The 17036-nt window shown below is 53.8% G+C and carries 16 protein-coding genes, 1 tRNA gene and 2 pseudogenes; 11 read left to right on the forward strand and 8 right to left on the reverse strand.

Going from position 1 to position 17036, the window contains the following annotated elements:
- The first annotated feature begins 387 nt into the window (after positions 1-387).
- The 5 genes from DSL70_RS00420 to DSL70_RS00440 all read left to right on the forward strand — a co-directional run bounded on the left by DSL70_RS00420 (position 388) and on the right by DSL70_RS00440 (position 5161).
- Positions 388-1197, forward strand: coding sequence for an IclR family transcriptional regulator (locus tag DSL70_RS00420; protein ID WP_119305929.1), 810 nt, complete (start codon positions 388-390; stop codon positions 1195-1197).
- Positions 1198-1323: 126 nt separating this feature from the next.
- Positions 1324-1974, forward strand: a complete 651-nt coding sequence (locus DSL70_RS00425) for a 2-dehydro-3-deoxy-6-phosphogalactonate aldolase (RefSeq protein ID WP_119305930.1) — start codon at positions 1324-1326, stop codon at positions 1972-1974.
- Between the two features lie 88 nt (positions 1975-2062).
- Entirely contained in the window at positions 2063-3025 is a 963-nt protein-coding gene (locus DSL70_RS00430) for a Bug family tripartite tricarboxylate transporter substrate binding protein (protein WP_119305931.1), read from the forward strand.
- Between the two features lie 74 nt (positions 3026-3099).
- Positions 3100-3621, forward strand: a complete 522-nt coding sequence (locus DSL70_RS00435; RefSeq protein ID WP_119305932.1) for a tripartite tricarboxylate transporter TctB family protein — start codon at positions 3100-3102, stop codon at positions 3619-3621.
- Between the two features lie 25 nt (positions 3622-3646).
- Complete coding sequence (locus DSL70_RS00440) at positions 3647-5161, forward strand: tripartite tricarboxylate transporter permease (protein WP_119305933.1); 1515 nt, start codon at positions 3647-3649, stop codon at positions 5159-5161.
- A 250-nt stretch (positions 5162-5411) separates the two neighbouring features.
- Here the strand turns inward: DSL70_RS00440 and DSL70_RS22140 are convergent, their stop codons facing one another.
- On the reverse strand, positions 5412-5636 hold the full coding sequence (locus tag DSL70_RS22140; RefSeq protein ID WP_162916259.1) for a hypothetical protein: 225 nt from the start codon (positions 5634-5636) through the stop codon (positions 5412-5414).
- A gap of 102 nt (positions 5637-5738) precedes the next feature.
- Here DSL70_RS22140 and DSL70_RS00445 point away from each other — a divergent pair, with 102 nt between their 5' ends.
- Positions 5739-6605, forward strand: coding sequence for a GGDEF domain-containing protein (locus tag DSL70_RS00445; protein ID WP_245418082.1), 867 nt, complete (start codon positions 5739-5741; stop codon positions 6603-6605).
- Positions 6606-6722: 117 nt separating this feature from the next.
- On the opposite strand, the gene DSL70_RS00450 is transcribed toward DSL70_RS00445, so the two are convergent.
- On the reverse strand, positions 6723-7793 hold the full coding sequence (locus DSL70_RS00450) for an MFS transporter (RefSeq protein ID WP_119305935.1): 1071 nt from the start codon (positions 7791-7793) through the stop codon (positions 6723-6725).
- Positions 7794-8063: 270 nt separating this feature from the next.
- Here DSL70_RS00450 and istB point away from each other — a divergent pair.
- Both istB and DSL70_RS00460 read left to right on the forward strand, forming a co-directional pair.
- Positions 8064-8637, forward strand: a pseudogene (istB, locus tag DSL70_RS00455) (IS21-like element helper ATPase IstB); the annotation flags it as partial.
- Between the two features lie 152 nt (positions 8638-8789).
- Positions 8790-8924: pseudogene (locus DSL70_RS00460) on the forward strand (DUF2384 domain-containing protein); the annotation flags it as partial.
- A 234-nt stretch (positions 8925-9158) separates the two neighbouring features.
- On the opposite strand, the gene DSL70_RS00465 reads toward DSL70_RS00460, so the two are convergent.
- Positions 9159-10364 (reverse strand): MFS transporter, encoded by a 1206-nt coding sequence (locus DSL70_RS00465; RefSeq protein ID WP_119305937.1) that lies wholly within the window; start codon positions 10362-10364, stop codon positions 9159-9161.
- 136 nt (positions 10365-10500) lie between these two features.
- On the opposite strand from DSL70_RS00465, the gene DSL70_RS00470 reads away from it, so the two are divergent.
- Positions 10501-11082 carry a TetR/AcrR family transcriptional regulator gene (locus DSL70_RS00470; RefSeq protein ID WP_119305938.1) on the forward strand — a complete coding sequence of 194 codons (582 nt, stop codon included), beginning with the start codon at positions 10501-10503 and terminating at the stop codon, positions 11080-11082.
- 525 nt (positions 11083-11607) lie between these two features.
- On the opposite strand, the gene DSL70_RS00475 is transcribed toward DSL70_RS00470, so the two are convergent.
- From DSL70_RS00475 to DSL70_RS00490, 4 genes are all read right to left on the reverse strand, one after another.
- On the reverse strand, positions 11608-12117 hold the full coding sequence (locus DSL70_RS00475) for a hypothetical protein (protein WP_162916261.1): 510 nt from the start codon (positions 12115-12117) through the stop codon (positions 11608-11610).
- On the reverse strand, positions 12108-12560 hold the full coding sequence (locus DSL70_RS00480) for a hypothetical protein (protein ID WP_119305940.1): 453 nt from the start codon (positions 12558-12560) through the stop codon (positions 12108-12110). Before DSL70_RS00480 ends, DSL70_RS00475 begins: the two co-directional genes overlap by 10 nt.
- A gap of 86 nt (positions 12561-12646) precedes the next feature.
- The gene (locus DSL70_RS00485; RefSeq protein ID WP_119305941.1) at positions 12647-13141 is read right to left on the reverse strand and encodes a hypothetical protein; all 495 of its coding nucleotides are present in this window, start codon (positions 13139-13141) and stop codon (positions 12647-12649) included.
- Positions 13142-14270: 1129 nt separating this feature from the next.
- A tRNA-Ser gene (locus DSL70_RS00490) sits at positions 14271-14360 on the reverse strand.
- A 377-nt stretch (positions 14361-14737) separates the two neighbouring features.
- Between DSL70_RS00490 and DSL70_RS00495 the strand changes: the two genes are divergently transcribed.
- Both DSL70_RS00495 and msrA read left to right on the forward strand, forming a co-directional pair.
- The gene (locus DSL70_RS00495; protein ID WP_162916262.1) at positions 14738-15058 is read left to right on the forward strand and encodes a hypothetical protein; all 321 of its coding nucleotides are present in this window, start codon (positions 14738-14740) and stop codon (positions 15056-15058) included.
- A gap of 182 nt (positions 15059-15240) precedes the next feature.
- Positions 15241-15882: a peptide-methionine (S)-S-oxide reductase MsrA gene (msrA, locus tag DSL70_RS00500; protein ID WP_119305943.1), complete on the forward strand. Its 642-nt coding sequence runs from the start codon at positions 15241-15243 to the stop codon at positions 15880-15882.
- A 96-nt stretch (positions 15883-15978) separates the two neighbouring features.
- On the opposite strand, the gene mepA is transcribed toward msrA, so the two are convergent.
- On the reverse strand, positions 15979-16947 hold the full coding sequence (gene mepA, locus DSL70_RS00505; RefSeq protein WP_119306545.1) for a penicillin-insensitive murein endopeptidase: 969 nt from the start codon (positions 16945-16947) through the stop codon (positions 15979-15981).
- Between the last annotated feature and the right edge of the window lie 89 nt (positions 16948-17036).

The raw sequence follows: 17036 nt of genomic DNA on the forward strand, positions 1-17036 counted from the left end.
GATGTGCCAAACCCTACTGCACATCCAAGATTGTGATCGGCAAAAGCTTTGCTCGTTGAGCGCCAACGGTCGCAGTGACACGCAGACAACACAGGGAGGGAGTATGGTGCTGCCCGTGTTCATCAGATTGCAGCTGAAACAACCCAAACAACACCAGGGCTTGCACCATATCGCTTTGTTGCGTCTGTTCGTCTTGGGATCCTCTCAGCCCTTTTCCAGAGAGCATCGAGGATGTCGCCATGGTTCTCGGAAAGCTGCTTTTGTTGGATGGCCATACAGTTGACTCAGCGGAAATTTTCCACCAACGTGTCTCACTATTTGAACTGATATTCTACTATTTGACATTTCTTATGCATGCTCCTAACACTTCCACAGGAGAAATTTTCAATGCAGCACAAAGTGGTTGAGCCATCAGTCAAGCCCTCTTCCCCAAAGGGAACGCAGACGCTTGCGCGTGGTTTGGAGATCTTGCAGATCGTCGCCTCAGATATAAAAGACGCCGGTGAGATCGCGCGTGCTGTCGGCATTCCGCGCAGTACTGCGCATCGGATGCTGTCCAGCCTGGTTCAGCTCGGCTATCTCTACAATCTGCCCAGTCACGGCTATCTGCTCGGTCCTGAGCTGGTTTTTCTTGGCCACAAGGCCAAGGAGCAGCAACCTCTTGCTCTCGTTGCCGAACCCCATCTAAAGGCGCTTGCAAGCAAAACCCGAGACACGGTGCATCTTGGCATCCCCGACGGGGTCGAGGTTTTTTATCTGTCCAAGATCAATGGTACACAAGGCGGCTTGGTGATGCGATCCAAGGTCGGACAGCGCATGCCGATGGCTTTTACCGGGCTTGGCAAGGCTCTGCTGATAGGCCTGCCGTCAGAGCTCTGGCGTGACTATTACGACCGGGGCTGCGCCATGCAGGCGGGCCATCCCGAGCGTGTGGCACCACGGCCATGGAAAGAGGTCGAGATTGACCTTGCCCGGTCGAAAGAAAAGGGCTTTGCCGTCGACATGGAAGAGAACGAGATCGGTATTCGCTGCGTGGCCGCTCCGATTTTCGATATTTCTGGCAAGCTGGTTGCCTCTATCAGTGTCGCAAGTGCCGTTCCCTTCATGCCTCTTGAACGCATGGACGAGCTTGCGCCGCTTGTGCGGGAAACATCGGCAGCCATTTCTCAGGATCTTGGGAGGCGTGATGTTGACTGACCAGGACTGGGGTGGACGTCCCTATGAAATTCGGAAGCTCCCTGCGCTGGGGGCGGGAATCCAGCGCCTGACGGGCTGTTCTGGCTCGCAAAGGCAGCCGGTTTGTTGGATTGAGGAAGAAGAAATATGTCAGACACTCTCTTAGATCGATTTGAAGTTGCCTTTGAACACCTGCCACTGGTTGCCATCATGCGCGGTGTTCGCCCGGATGAGGCCTTGCCACTGACACAGGTGCTTTACGATCAAGGGTTTCGTCTGATCGAGATTCCGCTCAATTCGCCCGATCCCTTCACCAGTATCGAAGCCGTTCGCAAGGCATTGCCGACAGATGCGCTGGTCGGTGCCGGTACGGTAACATCCGTGGACGAGGTGAGCCGACTTGCTGCCATCGGTGCCGATCTCGTGGTCATGCCGCATTCGGATAATGCAGTGATCAAGGCCGCTCGTGCAGCAGACATGATCTGCACGCCGGGTATTGCCACTCCGACGGAAGCGTTCGCTGCCCTTGCGGCCGGTGCCAACGCGCTCAAATGTTTTCCGGCAGAGTTGCTGGTTCCGGCAGTGGTCAAGGCCATCGGAACCATCCTGCCAAAGAACACAAAATTGTTGCCGGTTGGGGGCATCCGCCCGGACAACATGCATGAATTCCTCATGTCCGGAGCCGCAGGGTTCGGACTGGGAAGTGCGCTCTACAAGCCAGGTCTCACTGCGACCGAACTTGCCGAGCGTGCACAAAACTTCGTTACAGCCATCAGAAATGAACGGAAGGCCATGTAACGGGGATCTTATTGGCACCTCACAAATAATCGTGAAGGTGCAGAACAATGATAATGAATGATACGAGTTTACTCGGGAGGGTAATATTATGAATCGTCGTACACTCATGCTTGGCACAATTGTGGCTGCAGCAATGGGCTTGGTTGGGGTTCAGGCTCAGGCTGCGAGCTTTCCAAACAAGGGCATCGAACTGATTGTTCCTTATTCTGCTGGTGGTGGTACCGATCTGGTCGCCCGCGCCTTTGCTGATGCTGCCAACAAGCATCTTTCAAAAGCCATCGGCGTTGTGAACCGGACCGGTGGTGGTGGTGCCGTCGGCCTCACCGCGATCGCCAAGGCCCGCCCGAACGGATACACCGTCGGCATGGGCACTGCTGAAATCACCATGCTGCCACACATGGGCCTTGCCACCTTCAAGGCTGACGAGTTCAAGGCCGTTGCACAGCTCAACGCAGACCCGAGCGCCATCACCGTTCGCGCTGATGCACCATGGAACACCGTTGAGGAATTCCTTGCCTATGCAAAGGAACATCCCGGTGAAGTTCGCGTTGGCAACTCCGGCACCGGCGCCATCTGGCATCTTGCTGCCGAAGCCCTGTCCAAGGAAACCGGCGTCAAATTCAACAACGTTCCGTTCGAAGGGGCCAACCCGGCCGTAACGTCGCTGCTCGGCGGCCATATCGAAGCCGTATCCGTCAGCCCGGCTGAAGTTTCCAACTTCGTGAAAGCAGGGACCCTCAAGATGCTGGGTGTCATGGCTGACGAACGCGTCAAGGCCTTCCCTGATGTTCCGACCCTGAAGGAAGGCGGCATTGACCTTTCCATCGGCACCTGGCGCGGCATTGTCGTTCCGAACAAAGTGCCGGAAGACGCTCTGAAGGTTATTGGCGAAGTCACCAAACAGGCAGCTGACGATCCTGCATTCCAGGAACAGCTGGCCAAGATGAACCTCAACTTCTTCTATCTTGACGGCGAAGCTTTCCAGAAAAAGATCGCTCATGACGATGTTTACTACAAACAGCTCATGACTGACCTGGGTCTGGCAAAATAGGGGTTCGCTCCTGAGATAATCAGTTCCGGTGGCACTTCCTTGCGAATGCCGCCGGGCGCATTGGAGATCACACCATGAGCGCTTCAGCAACCAGTCAGAACGAAGATGCTGCTCTGACCAGGGGGGATCGGATCGGAACGCTTTGCTTTCTCGCTCTGATCATTGTCATTGCCCTCTGTTCTGTTTTTCTGACTTTCAGCTTTCCCCAAACCCCGCTTCCTACCGACATAGGTCCGGCCCGCTTTCCCAATATCTTTGCCTTCTTCCTGATCGTGCTTTGCGTGGCACAAATCGTCCTGACGCTGAAAAGCCCGGATGCCATCGCACCAACAGATGAAGCCACCCCGGACAGTAAACCGAATTACTGGCGAGTGCTGATTGGCGTGGGAGCAACCGTCCTGTGCATCTACGCGATGGCGTATCTGGGCTTCGAGATCTGCTCGATCCTCTATCTCTTTGCCCTCATGAGGCTTATGGGGCGACGCCAGTATCTCTGGAACGGCATCTTTGCCGTCCTGTTGTCCGCATCCATCTATCTGGTCTTTTCCTACGGGCTGAGTGTTCCACTTCCCGAGATAACCCTGTTCGATATGTAACGCTCGGCAGAAGGAGACTTTTACATTGCTCGACTATTCCATGCTTCTGCAGGGCGTTACCAATCTGGCAACTGATCCGGTTGCCCTGCTCTTTGCCATGCTGGGGGTTCTGCTCGGCATTTTCATTGGCGCCATGCCCGGCTTGACGGCCACCATGGGCGTCGCCATTCTGCTGCCCTTCACCTTCGGCATGGACCCGATTTCGGGTCTCCTGATGATCTGTGGTGTCTTTTTTGGCGGCGTCTATGCAGGTTCGGTGACTGCCATTCTGCTCAAAATCCCCGGCACCCCGGCGGCGGCAGCGACGGCTCTGGACGGCTATGAACTGACCAAACAGGGCAAGGCTTCCATCGCCCTTGGCACCGCCACGATGTCCTCCTTCCTTGGCGGGACGGGCAGTATTCTGGTGCTTATCTTCATGGCGCCGATTCTGGCCAACTTCGCTCTCAAGTTTTCCGCTTCCGAAAGTTTCGCTCTTGCCTGCTTTGGCCTGTCCATCATTTCCTCCATTGCAGGGCGCTATCCGATCAAGGGGCTGATTGCCGGCTTCATGGGTCTGTTGCTCGCCATGGTGGGGCTTGACCCGATGGGGGGCTTTCCTCGCTTCACCTTCGGTTTCAGCGAGCTCTATGAAGTGCCCTTCATCGCCGTGATGATCGGCCTGTTTGCTGCGGCGGAAGCCTTCAAGGCAATGGAAAACCCGGAATTCCGTGAAACCGCAACCACCGCGCTTGGGCGCTTGTTGCCGCCATGGATGCAATTCCGCAAGATCCTGCCGACCATCGGCCGCTCCACCATCCTGGGTGTCCTCATGGGCATGATCCCGGGGGCTGGCGCTGACGTGGCGGCCTTTGTTGCCTATAGCGAAGCCAAGCGCTTCAGCAAGACGCCGGAGAATTTCGGCAAAGGGGAGCTGGCCGGTGTTGCCGCCTGCGAGTCTGGTGCCAACGGCTGTACCGGTGGTGCCTTGCTGACCATGCTGACACTGGGCATTCCGGGTGATGCTGTCACCGCGATCATGCTCGGCGCCTTGACCCTGCAGGGGTTGCAACCTGGTCCCTTGCTGTTCCAGCAGCACTCGGACATGGTCTTCACGCTCTTCATCGGTATGCTCTTCTGCTACATCTGCATGCTGATTTTTGGCCTGTTGTCCTTGCGGGTGATCTCCAAGGTGCTGAAAGTTCCCAACGCAATCCTGACTCCAGCCATCCTGATCCTTTGCATTGTCGGCACTTACGCGCTCAACAATTCGCTGTTTGACGTTGGCATCATGCTGGTTGCAGGTGTTGTTGGCTACTTCATGCAGAAATGGGAGTTCCCGGCCTCTCCGGTTGTCTTGGCCCTGATCATGGGCCCAATGGCTGAAGCCAATTTCCGCAGGGCGTTGTCTCTGTCGAATGGCAGCTACGATTTTATCTACACGCGACCAATCACGATCGTGCTTTTGCTCGCTGCCATCCTGACGCTGTTCCTGCCCTTTATCCGCTATCTGCTCGGCAGATGGAAAAAAGGCAAGGCATCGAACGCATCAGTAGCGTGAAAGCTCTGTTGGCAATCAAACGAGAAGGGGGGCTTGATTCAGGCCCCCCTTTTTTGCTTATTGAGGAGCAAGTCTGGCTATGTGCGAAGGCCTCTTGAAGGGGAGGCTGAGAGGTGCCTATTCGGTTTCATTCGCAAAAACAATCCAGGATTGGATTGTGCATTTGTTCACCAATATGAGCTACTTAAGAACTTGGATACTCGTGTAGGGAATTTCTTCCATGTTCAAAGGTGACCTTGCTCAGACACATCTATATGCGCTGACCGATACCGAAATGGCGAGGACCGGATTGTCCCTTCGGTTCGATACTGAGCTGGAAAATCATTATCAAAATAGAATCAATACGTTGCGGAACAAGCAGTTTGTTCAGGTGGCGTTGATTTCTCTTCTGATCTTTGAGGCGATCTGTGTTGGCATTGTTGCCAAAGGGGAAGTCTTGCCGCAGCGTGTCGGCACGTTTCTCTTGGCGGCTCATCTTTTGGTTGTATTACCGACCCTGATGGCCACAGCATTGCTCCACTTCTTTCCGCAGAAAAAGTTCAGGCGAGAGTTCCTGTTTGCGGTGCTGTGTTTGTTTGTGTCCCTGGTGCCCGCAGTCAATCACAACTATCTCGCGGATAATGGCGCCATAGGAATCTATTTCGGGCAGGTGCTGGCCATCATCACGTTCAATATTGCCTTCCCCATGACGTTCAAATGCAAGGCGATCACCTCGGGCTTGGCGACGGTTGTCATGTCTCTTTCAGCGATCCTGTTTCTGGATGCTTCGTGGCATACTGTTTCGTCGATTATCGAGACCTATTTCTCTGCGATGATTTTTTCTCTGGTTGCAAGCTATCGCATCGAGAAGTCGGAACGAAACAGCTATCTGCTGATGCTGCGCGAGAATATCCGCAATCTGGTTATCCAGCAGCAGGCAGAAGAACTGGCACTGCTATCGCAAACCGATCCCTTGACAGAGCTGCCAAACCGCCGTGCCTTTGATATCCGTCTTGATTCTGAAATCCAGAAAGCAAAAGACAACGGGGCGCCAATTTCGGTCTTGATGATCGATATCGACCATTTCAAGAATTACAACGATTATTATGGACACCCGGCTGGCGATGCTTGCCTGAAACAGGTCGCAAGGGCCATCATGGAAGCGTGCGAGACGGGGTTTGCGGCCCGCATCGGAGGCGAAGAGTTCGCCGTCATCCTCGCTGGCCTTGACAACAGGCAAGCCGAAGCCGTTGCTGATCAAATATGCTGGACCATTCAGGCTCGTGGCATCGCACATGAAAAATCAGGCACTGCCAATGTTGTTACAGCAAGCATTGGCGTCGCGACCCAGACTGCAACCGAGGCTATGGATGCCAAGAGCCTTTTGATACAGGCCGATACCGCTCTCTATTTCAGCAAGAGCAATGGCCGCAACATGGTCAACTCCAGACAGAACGCCGCCTGAGCAGGGGGGCGGTTGACCATGCCGGTGCATGGGGGTCTTCACGCCAATGGATGTCTTTCGGACCAACCATGCCATAGCCTTCGACTGGACCGCTTTGCTTGTGCCGCGGCATCTTGCTCAAGCTTTTGGCTTGGACAGAAGCAGTGTGAAGGGAGCGGCAAACAGGAACGCAACCGCAAGCATCAGGAAGACATCATTCCAGGCCATGATCGAGGCTTGCTTCTGCACCTGCGCTGTAATGTTGTAAAGGGCAGCGACCTCACTATCCGTGTTCACACCAGAGAGCTGGGCCATGTAATTGGAGAGCATGGTCACCTGATCTGAAAAAATCTGGTTGGTGTTCGTCAACCGCTCCATCATCCACCAGTAATGCTTGTCATATCGTCCGTCCCATTGGGTGTTGATCAGGGCAAGCCCCACCGCTCCGCCCATGTTACGGAATACATTGAACTGGGCCGACCCGGCACTCACCATGTCGCGTGGCAAGGTGCCCAGAGACACGGTGGTAATGGTCACCAGATTGAGAATGAGACCAACGCCTCGTGTAATCTGAGGGGCCAGCAACTCGTTGAAGCCCACTTCCGTTGTCATGTGCGAGTTGAGATAGAGACCCAGACACACGAGGGCAAAGCCGCAGAAATGAATGACGCGGACGTCCAGTATTGTCTCGAGCTTCCCGACAATCGGAGCACTGAGAAACATCGCCAAACCGGTTACCGCCATGACATGACCGATTTGCATGGCGTTGTAACCCCGAATATGGGAGAGAAACTGTGGCACGATATAGGTTTGCCCAATCAGGCACATCCCCAGGACAAACGCGAGGATGCAGCCGACGGTGAAATTCCGGTTCGCAAAAACGCGCAATTCAATGGTCGGGTGTTCCGGTGTCAGGCTGCGCCAGACCAGCAATATCCCGGACGCTGCGGACAGAAAGGCAAACGCAACAATTAACCGGCTTTCAAACCAGTCTTTTCTGGCTCCTTCATCAAGGACAAATTCCAGCGAACCGAGGAAGCCGGCAACAAGCACGATGCTAAGAAAGTCGATCGTCTTGAACAGGTGCCAGTTGGGTCGGTCAATCCGGACAATCATCGGGAAGAAACCGAACATACCACCTTTGGGCTCAAAGGGCACATCAGCCCCTGCCATAGGCACACTTGATGACGGGGCTCCGGTGGCAGTCATTGCTGCTTGCCTTCTTTGGTGTTGATGTCAACGACAACTGACGTTCCGGGCCGCAGGGATGGCCCCTCGGTCGGTTCGATGGGATCCAGAATGATCTCGACCGGAATGCGCTGCACGATTTTGGTAAAGTGCCTGTTGCATTCTGTGGTGCGAGCAAGGCGAATTCAGACCCTGTTACCGGAGCAAGGCTATCGATATGTCCCTTGAACGTGGTTCCGCCGAGCATATCGGCGCTGACTGAGGCACTCGTGCCCTCGCGGAAGTGTTCAACTTGACAGCTTTGACTTCAAGGCGATACCGAGGCTCAACAAGATGCTGGTGCTGGAACTGGCGCGCTGCGAATGGGTTGACCGGCGCGAGAACGTCATTGCGCTGGGTCCCAGCGGAACCGGCAAGACCCATGTGGCGCTGGGCCTGGGGCTTGCTGCCTGCCAGAAAGGGATGAATGTCGGCTTCACCACCGCTGAGGCCCTGGTCAATGAACTGATGGAAGCGCGTGACGAGCGCCGCCTGTTGCGTGTCCAGAAGCAGATGGCAAACGTCAAGCTGCTGATCATCCCCTCTCGGACATGCAAGCATGTCCTGCCGGGCAACGGACGAATTGGGCTTCGTCCCTCTATCCAAAACCGGGGCGGAACTCCTCTTCGAGTTGATCTCGCCGCGATACGAACGGGGGGCGACACTGATCACCTCCAACCTGCCGTTCGATGAATGGACAGAGACCTTCGGAACCGAACGGCTCACCGGTGCATTGCTTGATCGCCTGACACATCACGTCAACATTCTGGAAATGAATGGCGAGAGCTATCGTCTTGCTCAAAGCAAGGCGCGAAAGGCCACATAAAACCCTTCAAGGAAAGTCGTCACGCAGGCATTCACCCCCCGCTCGGGCTACGCCCTCCCGGCAGTCGAATGCCTGCGGCGCAAGTGGCCGACTTTTGCGCCACCTCATGGCCGGCTTTTACTCCGCCGTTGACAATGACTGGGTCTGATCAGCGTGCAGCTCTTTGGTTTAAACATCAACCGATTCCCGGTTGGGCCGGAAAAACTGCGTTTGATTTGGTTGCCGAGCGCAAATCTGACAGTGTTCTTGCCTATTTGCTGTCGGTCCAATCAGGCGTCTATTCATAAGCGCATCTGCAATGCTCAGATTGGCATAATCATGACCAGATCTCATTGAGCCCATGGAAGAGGCGGCCCAGAGCCGCCGTTCGCCGACCTCTGAGGCTAAAAAATCAGCCTCCTCATTCCTGACATTCGACTAAAGCGCAGCATTTCGCTCCCAAGCTGTACGGATGGCTGAGAGTATCCAGAAGCAGCTTTATGATAGGCAGTTTGTGGTGTTTGCTTAAGTTCGCACAGGGGCTAGCTGGTTGAGGTTTGCTTTCTCCTCAGGGTGAGCCCCAATCCTATTGTGACCATCACGATCAGGCCCAGGACGTAGACATCAGCGACAACGGTCAGGTCGAGATTACGGGTAAGAAAACCAGCCAAAATGGTGGGCACACTATTGGCAAGGTAGCTCTGGAGGTAGAAAGCCGACATGAGACCTGCTCTCTCATCTGCCTTGGCCAGTGGCATAACGCTGCGCATCGCACCCAGAAATCCCAATCCGAAGCCACCACCGGCAATCATGGACCCCACAATCAGAAGGCTCGTCATGCTGGCATTGATGCCGATCAGTGTCACAACCAATCCTGCAAGCAATGAATAGGCACCGCCGATCAGGGCCGTGCGCGGCTTCGCATTGCTAAGCATCACAATGAACGCCGCTCCACTCAGCGTCAGAGCAGCAACGCTGATGCCGCCAAGCCAGACCGAGCTATCTCCGATTGCCTGTGAAATCAGAGTTGGCATCAAGGAAAGATAGAAGCCACCCATCGCCCAGAGAGCTACATTGATCGGAGTGACGGCCAGCAATTCTACACGCGCCGCATTGGGAATCGCGATACGCGCGCGCAGCGAGGCGATCGCTCCAGGGCGTGGTGCTCTCGTCTCAGGCACCATCCATGTGAAGACAGTTTGCGCAAGAAACGCAGCCAACAGCACTATGTAGACCAGATGCAAAGGAGCGGGAGCAAGCTGTACCAGCGCTGCGGTCCCCAGTGCCCCCAGCGCCATCCCACTCATCGGAGCTACGCTATTGATGAAGCCCCCGAGCTGTTGATCAAGATCGAGAAGTGCAGCACCGAGAGCCGCGGTTGCCAGTCCCGTCGCAACGCCCTGCATCACTCTGGCACCCAACAGCCAGTATGGGGACTGAGCAAACAGGAAGATGGTCATTGCCACAATCTCGATGCCAAGTGCCAGAGCAATGACCGGCCTGCGGCCAATGAAGTCCGACAGCTTGCCCGCGAACAGCAACGCAACGAGCAGCGCGATGGGATAGACACCAAAGATCAGCGTCAAGACGTCGGAAGAAAAAGCCCAATTGTGCTGATAGAGCCGATAGAGCGGTGTTGGTGCGCTGGAAGCCGCAAAAAAGGCGATCAGGGATAGAGAATGTATGATGGCGGTCAAGCGACCTGTTTGGCCGGTTGACTGGCAACTGGCATCGCAAAGGTTTGACATTTCTAAATTTTCCTGTAAAAGCTAATTTTGAGCGTTTACATATATAGAACGATCGCCCTTAAAGCAAATTATTAGCTTTAATTCCAATGTGTGAAAGAGGCCCACACGCAGGAATTGGAGTGGGAAGCAAAAAAACATGAATGATTTGAAGGCGACAAGGCCCGGAGGGCGGAGTGCTCGTATTCAACAGTCTGTGCATAACACCGTGCGAAACCTCATCGAAACGCAAGGCAGAGAGAGCCTGAATGTGCCACTCATCGCGCAGGCGGCAGGCGTAACGCCCTCGACAATCTATCGTCGTTGGGGTGACCTGGCGCAGCTGCTCTCGGATGTCGCCCTGGAACGTATGCAGCCTGATGCAGCTCCGGTGTCTACTGGATCATTGCGTGGAGATCTTGAGGTTTGGATTGAGGGCTACATTGAGGAGATGACCTCTGATGTCGGGCGAACAATACTCCGCGATATCCTGAGCAGCCCGAAGATTGAGAATGCCGATGCCTGCGCCAACTATATGCGTCAGCAATTTGACATCATGCTGGAAAGAGCAGCCGAGAGAGGCGAAGAGGTTCCATCCAGCGACGCGCTCATCAATCATTTGTTCGCGCCGATTGTGTACCGCCTCCTGTTTGCCTCGTCTCCACCCAACCTTGCATTTGCGAGGGAACTTATCGATGAAATGATGGTTACTGGAAAGAGCTGCGAACCGTCGAACTCGTAGTCGAGAAGCTTAATGACCGTCCGATTTTCCGGAAGCGCTTTCAGGTGCCATGAAATCTCGCTCTAGCACCAAATGTCTCCTTCGTCCGCTCACCCGTCATCTGGTCGATTGAAATACTGCACTTCGTTCGAACGGCAGGAATGCAGAAGTCATTTTGAGGCAGATGTCAGCTGGCGAGGGTCAGCAATGGACCGCGTTTTCCGGCCCCCGTTGAAGCATCAGCGCATGATCCCTCAATTCGAAGGTCTCTAATGGGCTCCGAGCGGCCTGATTCGCTGCATCATAGCCCGAAATTGCACATCTAGGATCGTGATTGGTATTCGCGGCCCAAAGGCGACGTGCGCTTGCGTTCTGATGCAGCAACGCTGCCGCCTAAAAGCTGCCATTAGATTTTGAAGCACCATCTACGCATTCAGGGCGTCAGTGCTACAAGACCTTGGGAGATCCAAAGAAAATGTCTGAATATATAAACGATAAAATCATGGTCCTAGACCACAATACTGCATAGTCACTTCTATCGCTATTTTATTCCTCTATCGCAAAAGTCAAGTTCTTCTGCTTCAATAAAGACATGTAAAATTTTAAATATTTGGATTTGCTGGAAAATCCAATTTCATAAACATTTGTCGATTTGCCAGAATGCCGAATCCTTATGGATTGAAAGCCTCCGCGAGGTGCTTTTTCCAGTAACACCGCGTCGATGTCGCTATATCTGATGAAGATCTGCTTGCGTGTCAGAATCGTTCGCGGGAGTTCCAGTCCATCAGCACCAAGATGGATGGCTCGACCGGAATGCCTCTGAGCCTTCCATGCGTTGAATAAAAGCAGAGCCAGTGCAACTGATCCAACTGCCCCTAGGCCCCAAATTGCAAATTCGAGTGGATGCGATGGAGAATTGGTAAGTCGACTATAGCTCATGAAGAAACAAAGGCCTGAAAAGACGAGAATTAGAAGCAGCATTGCCCAAGTTTGGCCCGTTTGAAGCCGATAAGGAAAATCAGCCTTGCCAAGCACCTCATCGCCATTCAATTCCATTGTAAAATCAGGTCCAAGAGCAGTAACACAAAGGTCAAGCAAACAATGGCATAAATTATGGATGTGACGCGTTTGGTGCGCCGCTTCTGGGCATATTCCTCTGCCTCAGATAGGAATATCCCATCTTCGACCAACAGTTTCTGCTGATTGTTGACTTGGGAAGGGAGATCGGCAAATAAACCGTACTTGCCCCACAAAGACCAGAATACTGTAAATCCGCCTAGTCCAAGCAACATTATGCAGAGCGCTATGTTGGAAGGAGCATCCAGCGTGACGGCGAAGACGATACCTGCGACGCAAAGCAAAACGCCAACCATGGCCTGTGAAATCTGGATAGAGCGAGCTTCAATCAGAGCCTTGTTATCGCACTGTTCGCAGCAGTAGAGAAACCGCAGACCATTTCCACCCCAGCCTCCCCCAACAGTGGCTCTCGTTGCCATCATTGTACCGCTTTTGCATTTGGGACAGCGCTTTGGCCTATTTGGCAAGCTTGTATAGCGTTGAGGAGAGCGATCCTCGGCCAGCCTTATCATTGTCCTGCCACCGGGTTATGAAAGGTGATGACTTCCACTCTCGCACTATTGGGGTCGGTGCAAAAATCATCCTGCCCGTCGGACCAGATTCTGATCTTCTGTGCTCCATTGAGGTCGTATTCCGAGCAACCCTGATTTGAAAGAAGCTGATAGTTTTGATTGCTACTGGAAATTACCAGTTGAACCGACTCTTCAGCCTTGAAAATGGTCACAGTATCGGAAATCACGGAGCAAGTTGCAGGTGGTTTTGCTCCTTCTGAGGGTGGTATCACCCAGATGGTTCGACCCGGGCTATAAAGGATATCCGTGCCGTAATCCTCGTTGAAATTGCCAACCCAGCCTTGTTCCTCCAATCTGTCCTTAACAAAGAAGCCGTCATCGCCAAAATCTTTGCAGATCTGTAGTCCCTGAGTGAAGCGTGCTTGCGATTGTTCCGCAAAAGCTGAGGTACAGATAAGGCCCAAGATACCCATAGCTAAAATAATTCGCATTACCCTGCCCCCTTTTGCTTAACACCACTCATGCAATCCGAGATACAATTGCCACTTAAAGAAGAACCGAGATAAATTGATTTGGTGAAAACAAATATTCGTCTCACCAAACCAATTTATAAATTTAGTTGTTTCTTGTTCTTATCCCACAATAGTTATTCCAACCACTATTGCCATAAATTTGCACTACATGTCGGGTCGCATCGGCACGTCCATATCTGAAGTTTGTCGAGAAATATTTCCCAGATCCATTGCCAGTTCCGCAAAACAGAAAATATGTGCCACCACTATTTCTTCCTGGCCAAACATTTGACGTCGACTTTATTCTGCCGTCTGTACCTATAATCACGTATCTATATTGAGCTGCTTGCGCATAAGCAGTCAGTAAAGAAGACGCAACAACTGTAAGTGACATCATCAAGATAATTGAAGAAAATTTCCTCATTTCCAAATCCCCACTTTCTAAATAACATTAAACCAACTCTAATGTTTCTGATTATATAAGTCACTCGACGGCTGAAAAATTGTCTATGAATGGTACATTTGTAGCCAAAAACTGTGAATTTATTCTAAGTTTTACATATTCAATCGAATTGTAATATTTACATTGACTGATAACCTGGAATTGTTATCACTAAATGCGCCTGTATTCTGTAGGCATGAGCTACTCCACACAAAGTGGACAGAAGCCATGTGGATTTATGCTATCGTGCTGATCTGCCTGATCAGGACTGCGAATTAAGACCGGTTCCTCGCTTAAACAGACTACGGTTACTAAAACGCTCCTCTAGCATTCCTGGATGGCTGCTTTGACCAGAAGAATCTGCGAACTCGCACCTGCGGGAAATGACCGCTTTCCGCCCGAAACAGGCCTGCGAGAAGCAGGCACAAAATCGCTCGTCGCAATTCGCGTAAATCGACCAATGCCGAGCTACTTGGCTCGAATGCATCCCTTGCAGGTTGAAGCGTTCAGTCAGTTCCACTCAACATGAAAGAATTGAAGAAAACCGTGGAAAGGGCCATAGACCTTTGCATAGGTTTGTGTAGCTTTTTTTTGGGGGGGGGTGCAGGGGATCTCGCATCAAGCGATTGAATTTACTATATAAATTCCAATTTATTGCTTGAAAAATGGCGGAGAGACAGGGATTCGAACCCTGGAGACGGTTACCCGCCTACACGCGTTCCAGGCGTGCGCCTTCGACCACTCGGCCACCTCTCCGTACCCTAAAGTGTGGGCGCACTATAGCCAAAAAAAGCGGGAACGCAAGCCACTAAAATTGCACCTGTTGACAGAAAACACAACTTCCTTGGCAATCCTGGCTAAAAATCTGTTTTTCTTTCGTAATTTCACTGTGCCGAACTGCTTTTACAGGGTGAAAACAGGCCGTCCAAGCTCCGGTGGGCCTTGCTGGCAGCAGAATCCGGTACTGATATCCCTGCTGCCTTTGAGATTGTGCGCAATCATCATAAAATGCACATTAATTTGAGATGATGCTGCAACAAATGTGATACCCAAGCGTTGATCATGAAGACTATAGTGATGAGACCTGAGGCGTCGCTTCTTGAGCAAGGCTTGGACTGTGAAAGGCGGGTTCGATGAGAGTCATACGATTTGTTTTTTCCTTCATCGGATTATGGATTTGCGCCTTAGCCCTCTTGGCTCTGGTGCTTGATGGTGTGCGATCGATTGCGGCCAACCGGATTGTCATGAAGCCGCTGGGCGAGACATGGTTCGAGATGCACCGGGAAAGCCTCAATCTGGCTCAGGCTGTCATCCAGCGCAATGTGCATCCCCTGATTTGGGATCCGGTGGTGCAGTGGATCCTGATGATGCCTGCCTGGCTGTTTGCGGCCATCATCGGACTGTTGTTTGTCTATCTGGGCAGAAAACGCCGCCCGAAGATGATCCGGATCTGATGGACGACCCTATCTATCAGTAAGCGGCCCGACCACGCCTTTTTGGGCTGACGACCGGTCAGGATCAGCGTGCTTTTGCCGTTGGCAAAAATCGGCCCATATGGCCATCGGCTTCGGCCTCAAAGTCTGACGTCCGCTATACCATCATTCACATTCACCGTTCAGCCGTGGAGGAATGCACCATGTTTGGATTACACCGTCGCAAGCTGGAAATGCCCAACAGGGAAGAGGCCCTGCCCGGCCGACAAACGCCCATCGCAACCGCCGAGACCCATTTTGTCCTCGGCCACCCGCTGCATCCGCCGTTCCCAGCCCATTGCGATATCATCGAGTTTGGCATGGGCTGCTTCTGGGGTGCAGAGCGGCTTTTCTGGCAGATGAACGGGGTTCACGTGACAGCCGTGGGATATAGTGGAGGCCATACCCCGAACCCGACCTATGAAGAGGTCTGCAGTGGCGGGACAGGACACGCCGAGACCGTTCTGGTGGTCTATGATCCGGAAATATTGCCTCTCTCCTTTCTGCTGGCCGTGTTCTGGGAACAGCATGATCCGACGCAGGGCATGCGGCAGGGCAACGATATCGGCACGCAATATCGCTCGGCGATCTACACCTATTCGGAAGAGCAATTGTCCGAGGCCCGGCAATCGCAGGCGCGCTATCAGGCCGAACTTGCCAAAAAGGGATATGGGCCGATCACCAGCGAAATCAGACCGCATGGGCCGTTCTATTATGCCGAGGCCTATCATCAGCAGTATCTTGCCAAAAATCCCGATGGCTATTGCGGGTTGGGCGGCACCGGCGTGCGCTGCCCCGGTTCATGAAGCTGCGGCGCTCGCCTATGGCTTGCCTCGGAATCTGGCCTCTGGATCTGGCCTCTGGCGTTCCCGTCAGAGGCCCGGTGAGACATATTCCGGCCTTCAGTTGACCAGCGGCCTCGGTTTGGGCAGAGCTGCTACGGGCGCATCATCCTCGATCGGGACATAGGGTGCCGAACCGACCGCGGCGGAGGCTACAGTAGCCCCAGGGGTCGGGCCTGCGGCGATCACCGCCTGACAGGCATCGGGCAGATCGGCCAGCGTCATGACATGCTTCTTGACGGGCGGCTTGTTGGGGTCGGGCTTCTTGGGCGTCCAGGGTTCGTCCGAGAGCCACCAGGCCAGTTCCTTGCCACAACCATCACCGGCTGGCGGCGGTGCCTGATCCTTGCAGCCCGGATTGCCGGGAGGGCAGGCCAGACGGACATGGAAGTGGTAGTAGTGGCCATACCAGGGGCGCACCTGCCGCAGCCAGGCGCGGTCATTCCCTGCCATGTCGCACAGGGCTTTCTTGATGCCGGGATGCACAAAGATGCGGGCAACTCCGGGGGTGGATGCGGCCCGCTTGATGAGACGGAACTGGGCCGATGTGAATTTGCTCGGATCAACGGAACGGGTGCCGTTCTTCAGCATCGAGATGGCGGAGACGGTTTCCCGTTCCTTCATGTCAAAGCGCTGTTCCGGCATCGGACGCAGCCAGATGTCGGCATCAAGCCCGATCTGGTGAGAGGCATGACCGGTTATCATCGGGCCGCCACGCGGCTGAGCTATATCGCCGACAAGCAATCCGTTCCAGCCGTCATGGGCCCTTGCATCCACTGCAAGCTTTTCCAGAAAGTCGATGAGCACCGGCTGCCCCCAGTTGCGATTGCGCGACAGGCGCATGGCCTGCCATGCCGGTCCATCAACAGGCAGGGCAACCGCCCCGGCCTGACAGCCCTTGGCATAGGACCCGATAGCGCGGGACTGGAGATTGGCGGGCAGTTTCTGCGCGCCGAAGAGCTGTTTGGCAGAGGTCTGGGCTGAAGCAGACCCCGTTGCCGCTCCGGCCATCAGCCCGGCCGCAACCATCGCCACGGCCAGCGGCGCCCAGCCAGAACGCCATGTGCGCCATGTGCGCCAACTTGCGCCCAGCCCGACCATTGCCGTATCTCTTGGCA

The sequence above is a fragment of the Cohaesibacter haloalkalitolerans genome (genome assembly GCF_003574655.1).
In the GTDB taxonomy this organism is placed as follows: Bacteria; Pseudomonadota; Alphaproteobacteria; order Rhizobiales; family Cohaesibacteraceae; genus Cohaesibacter; species Cohaesibacter haloalkalitolerans.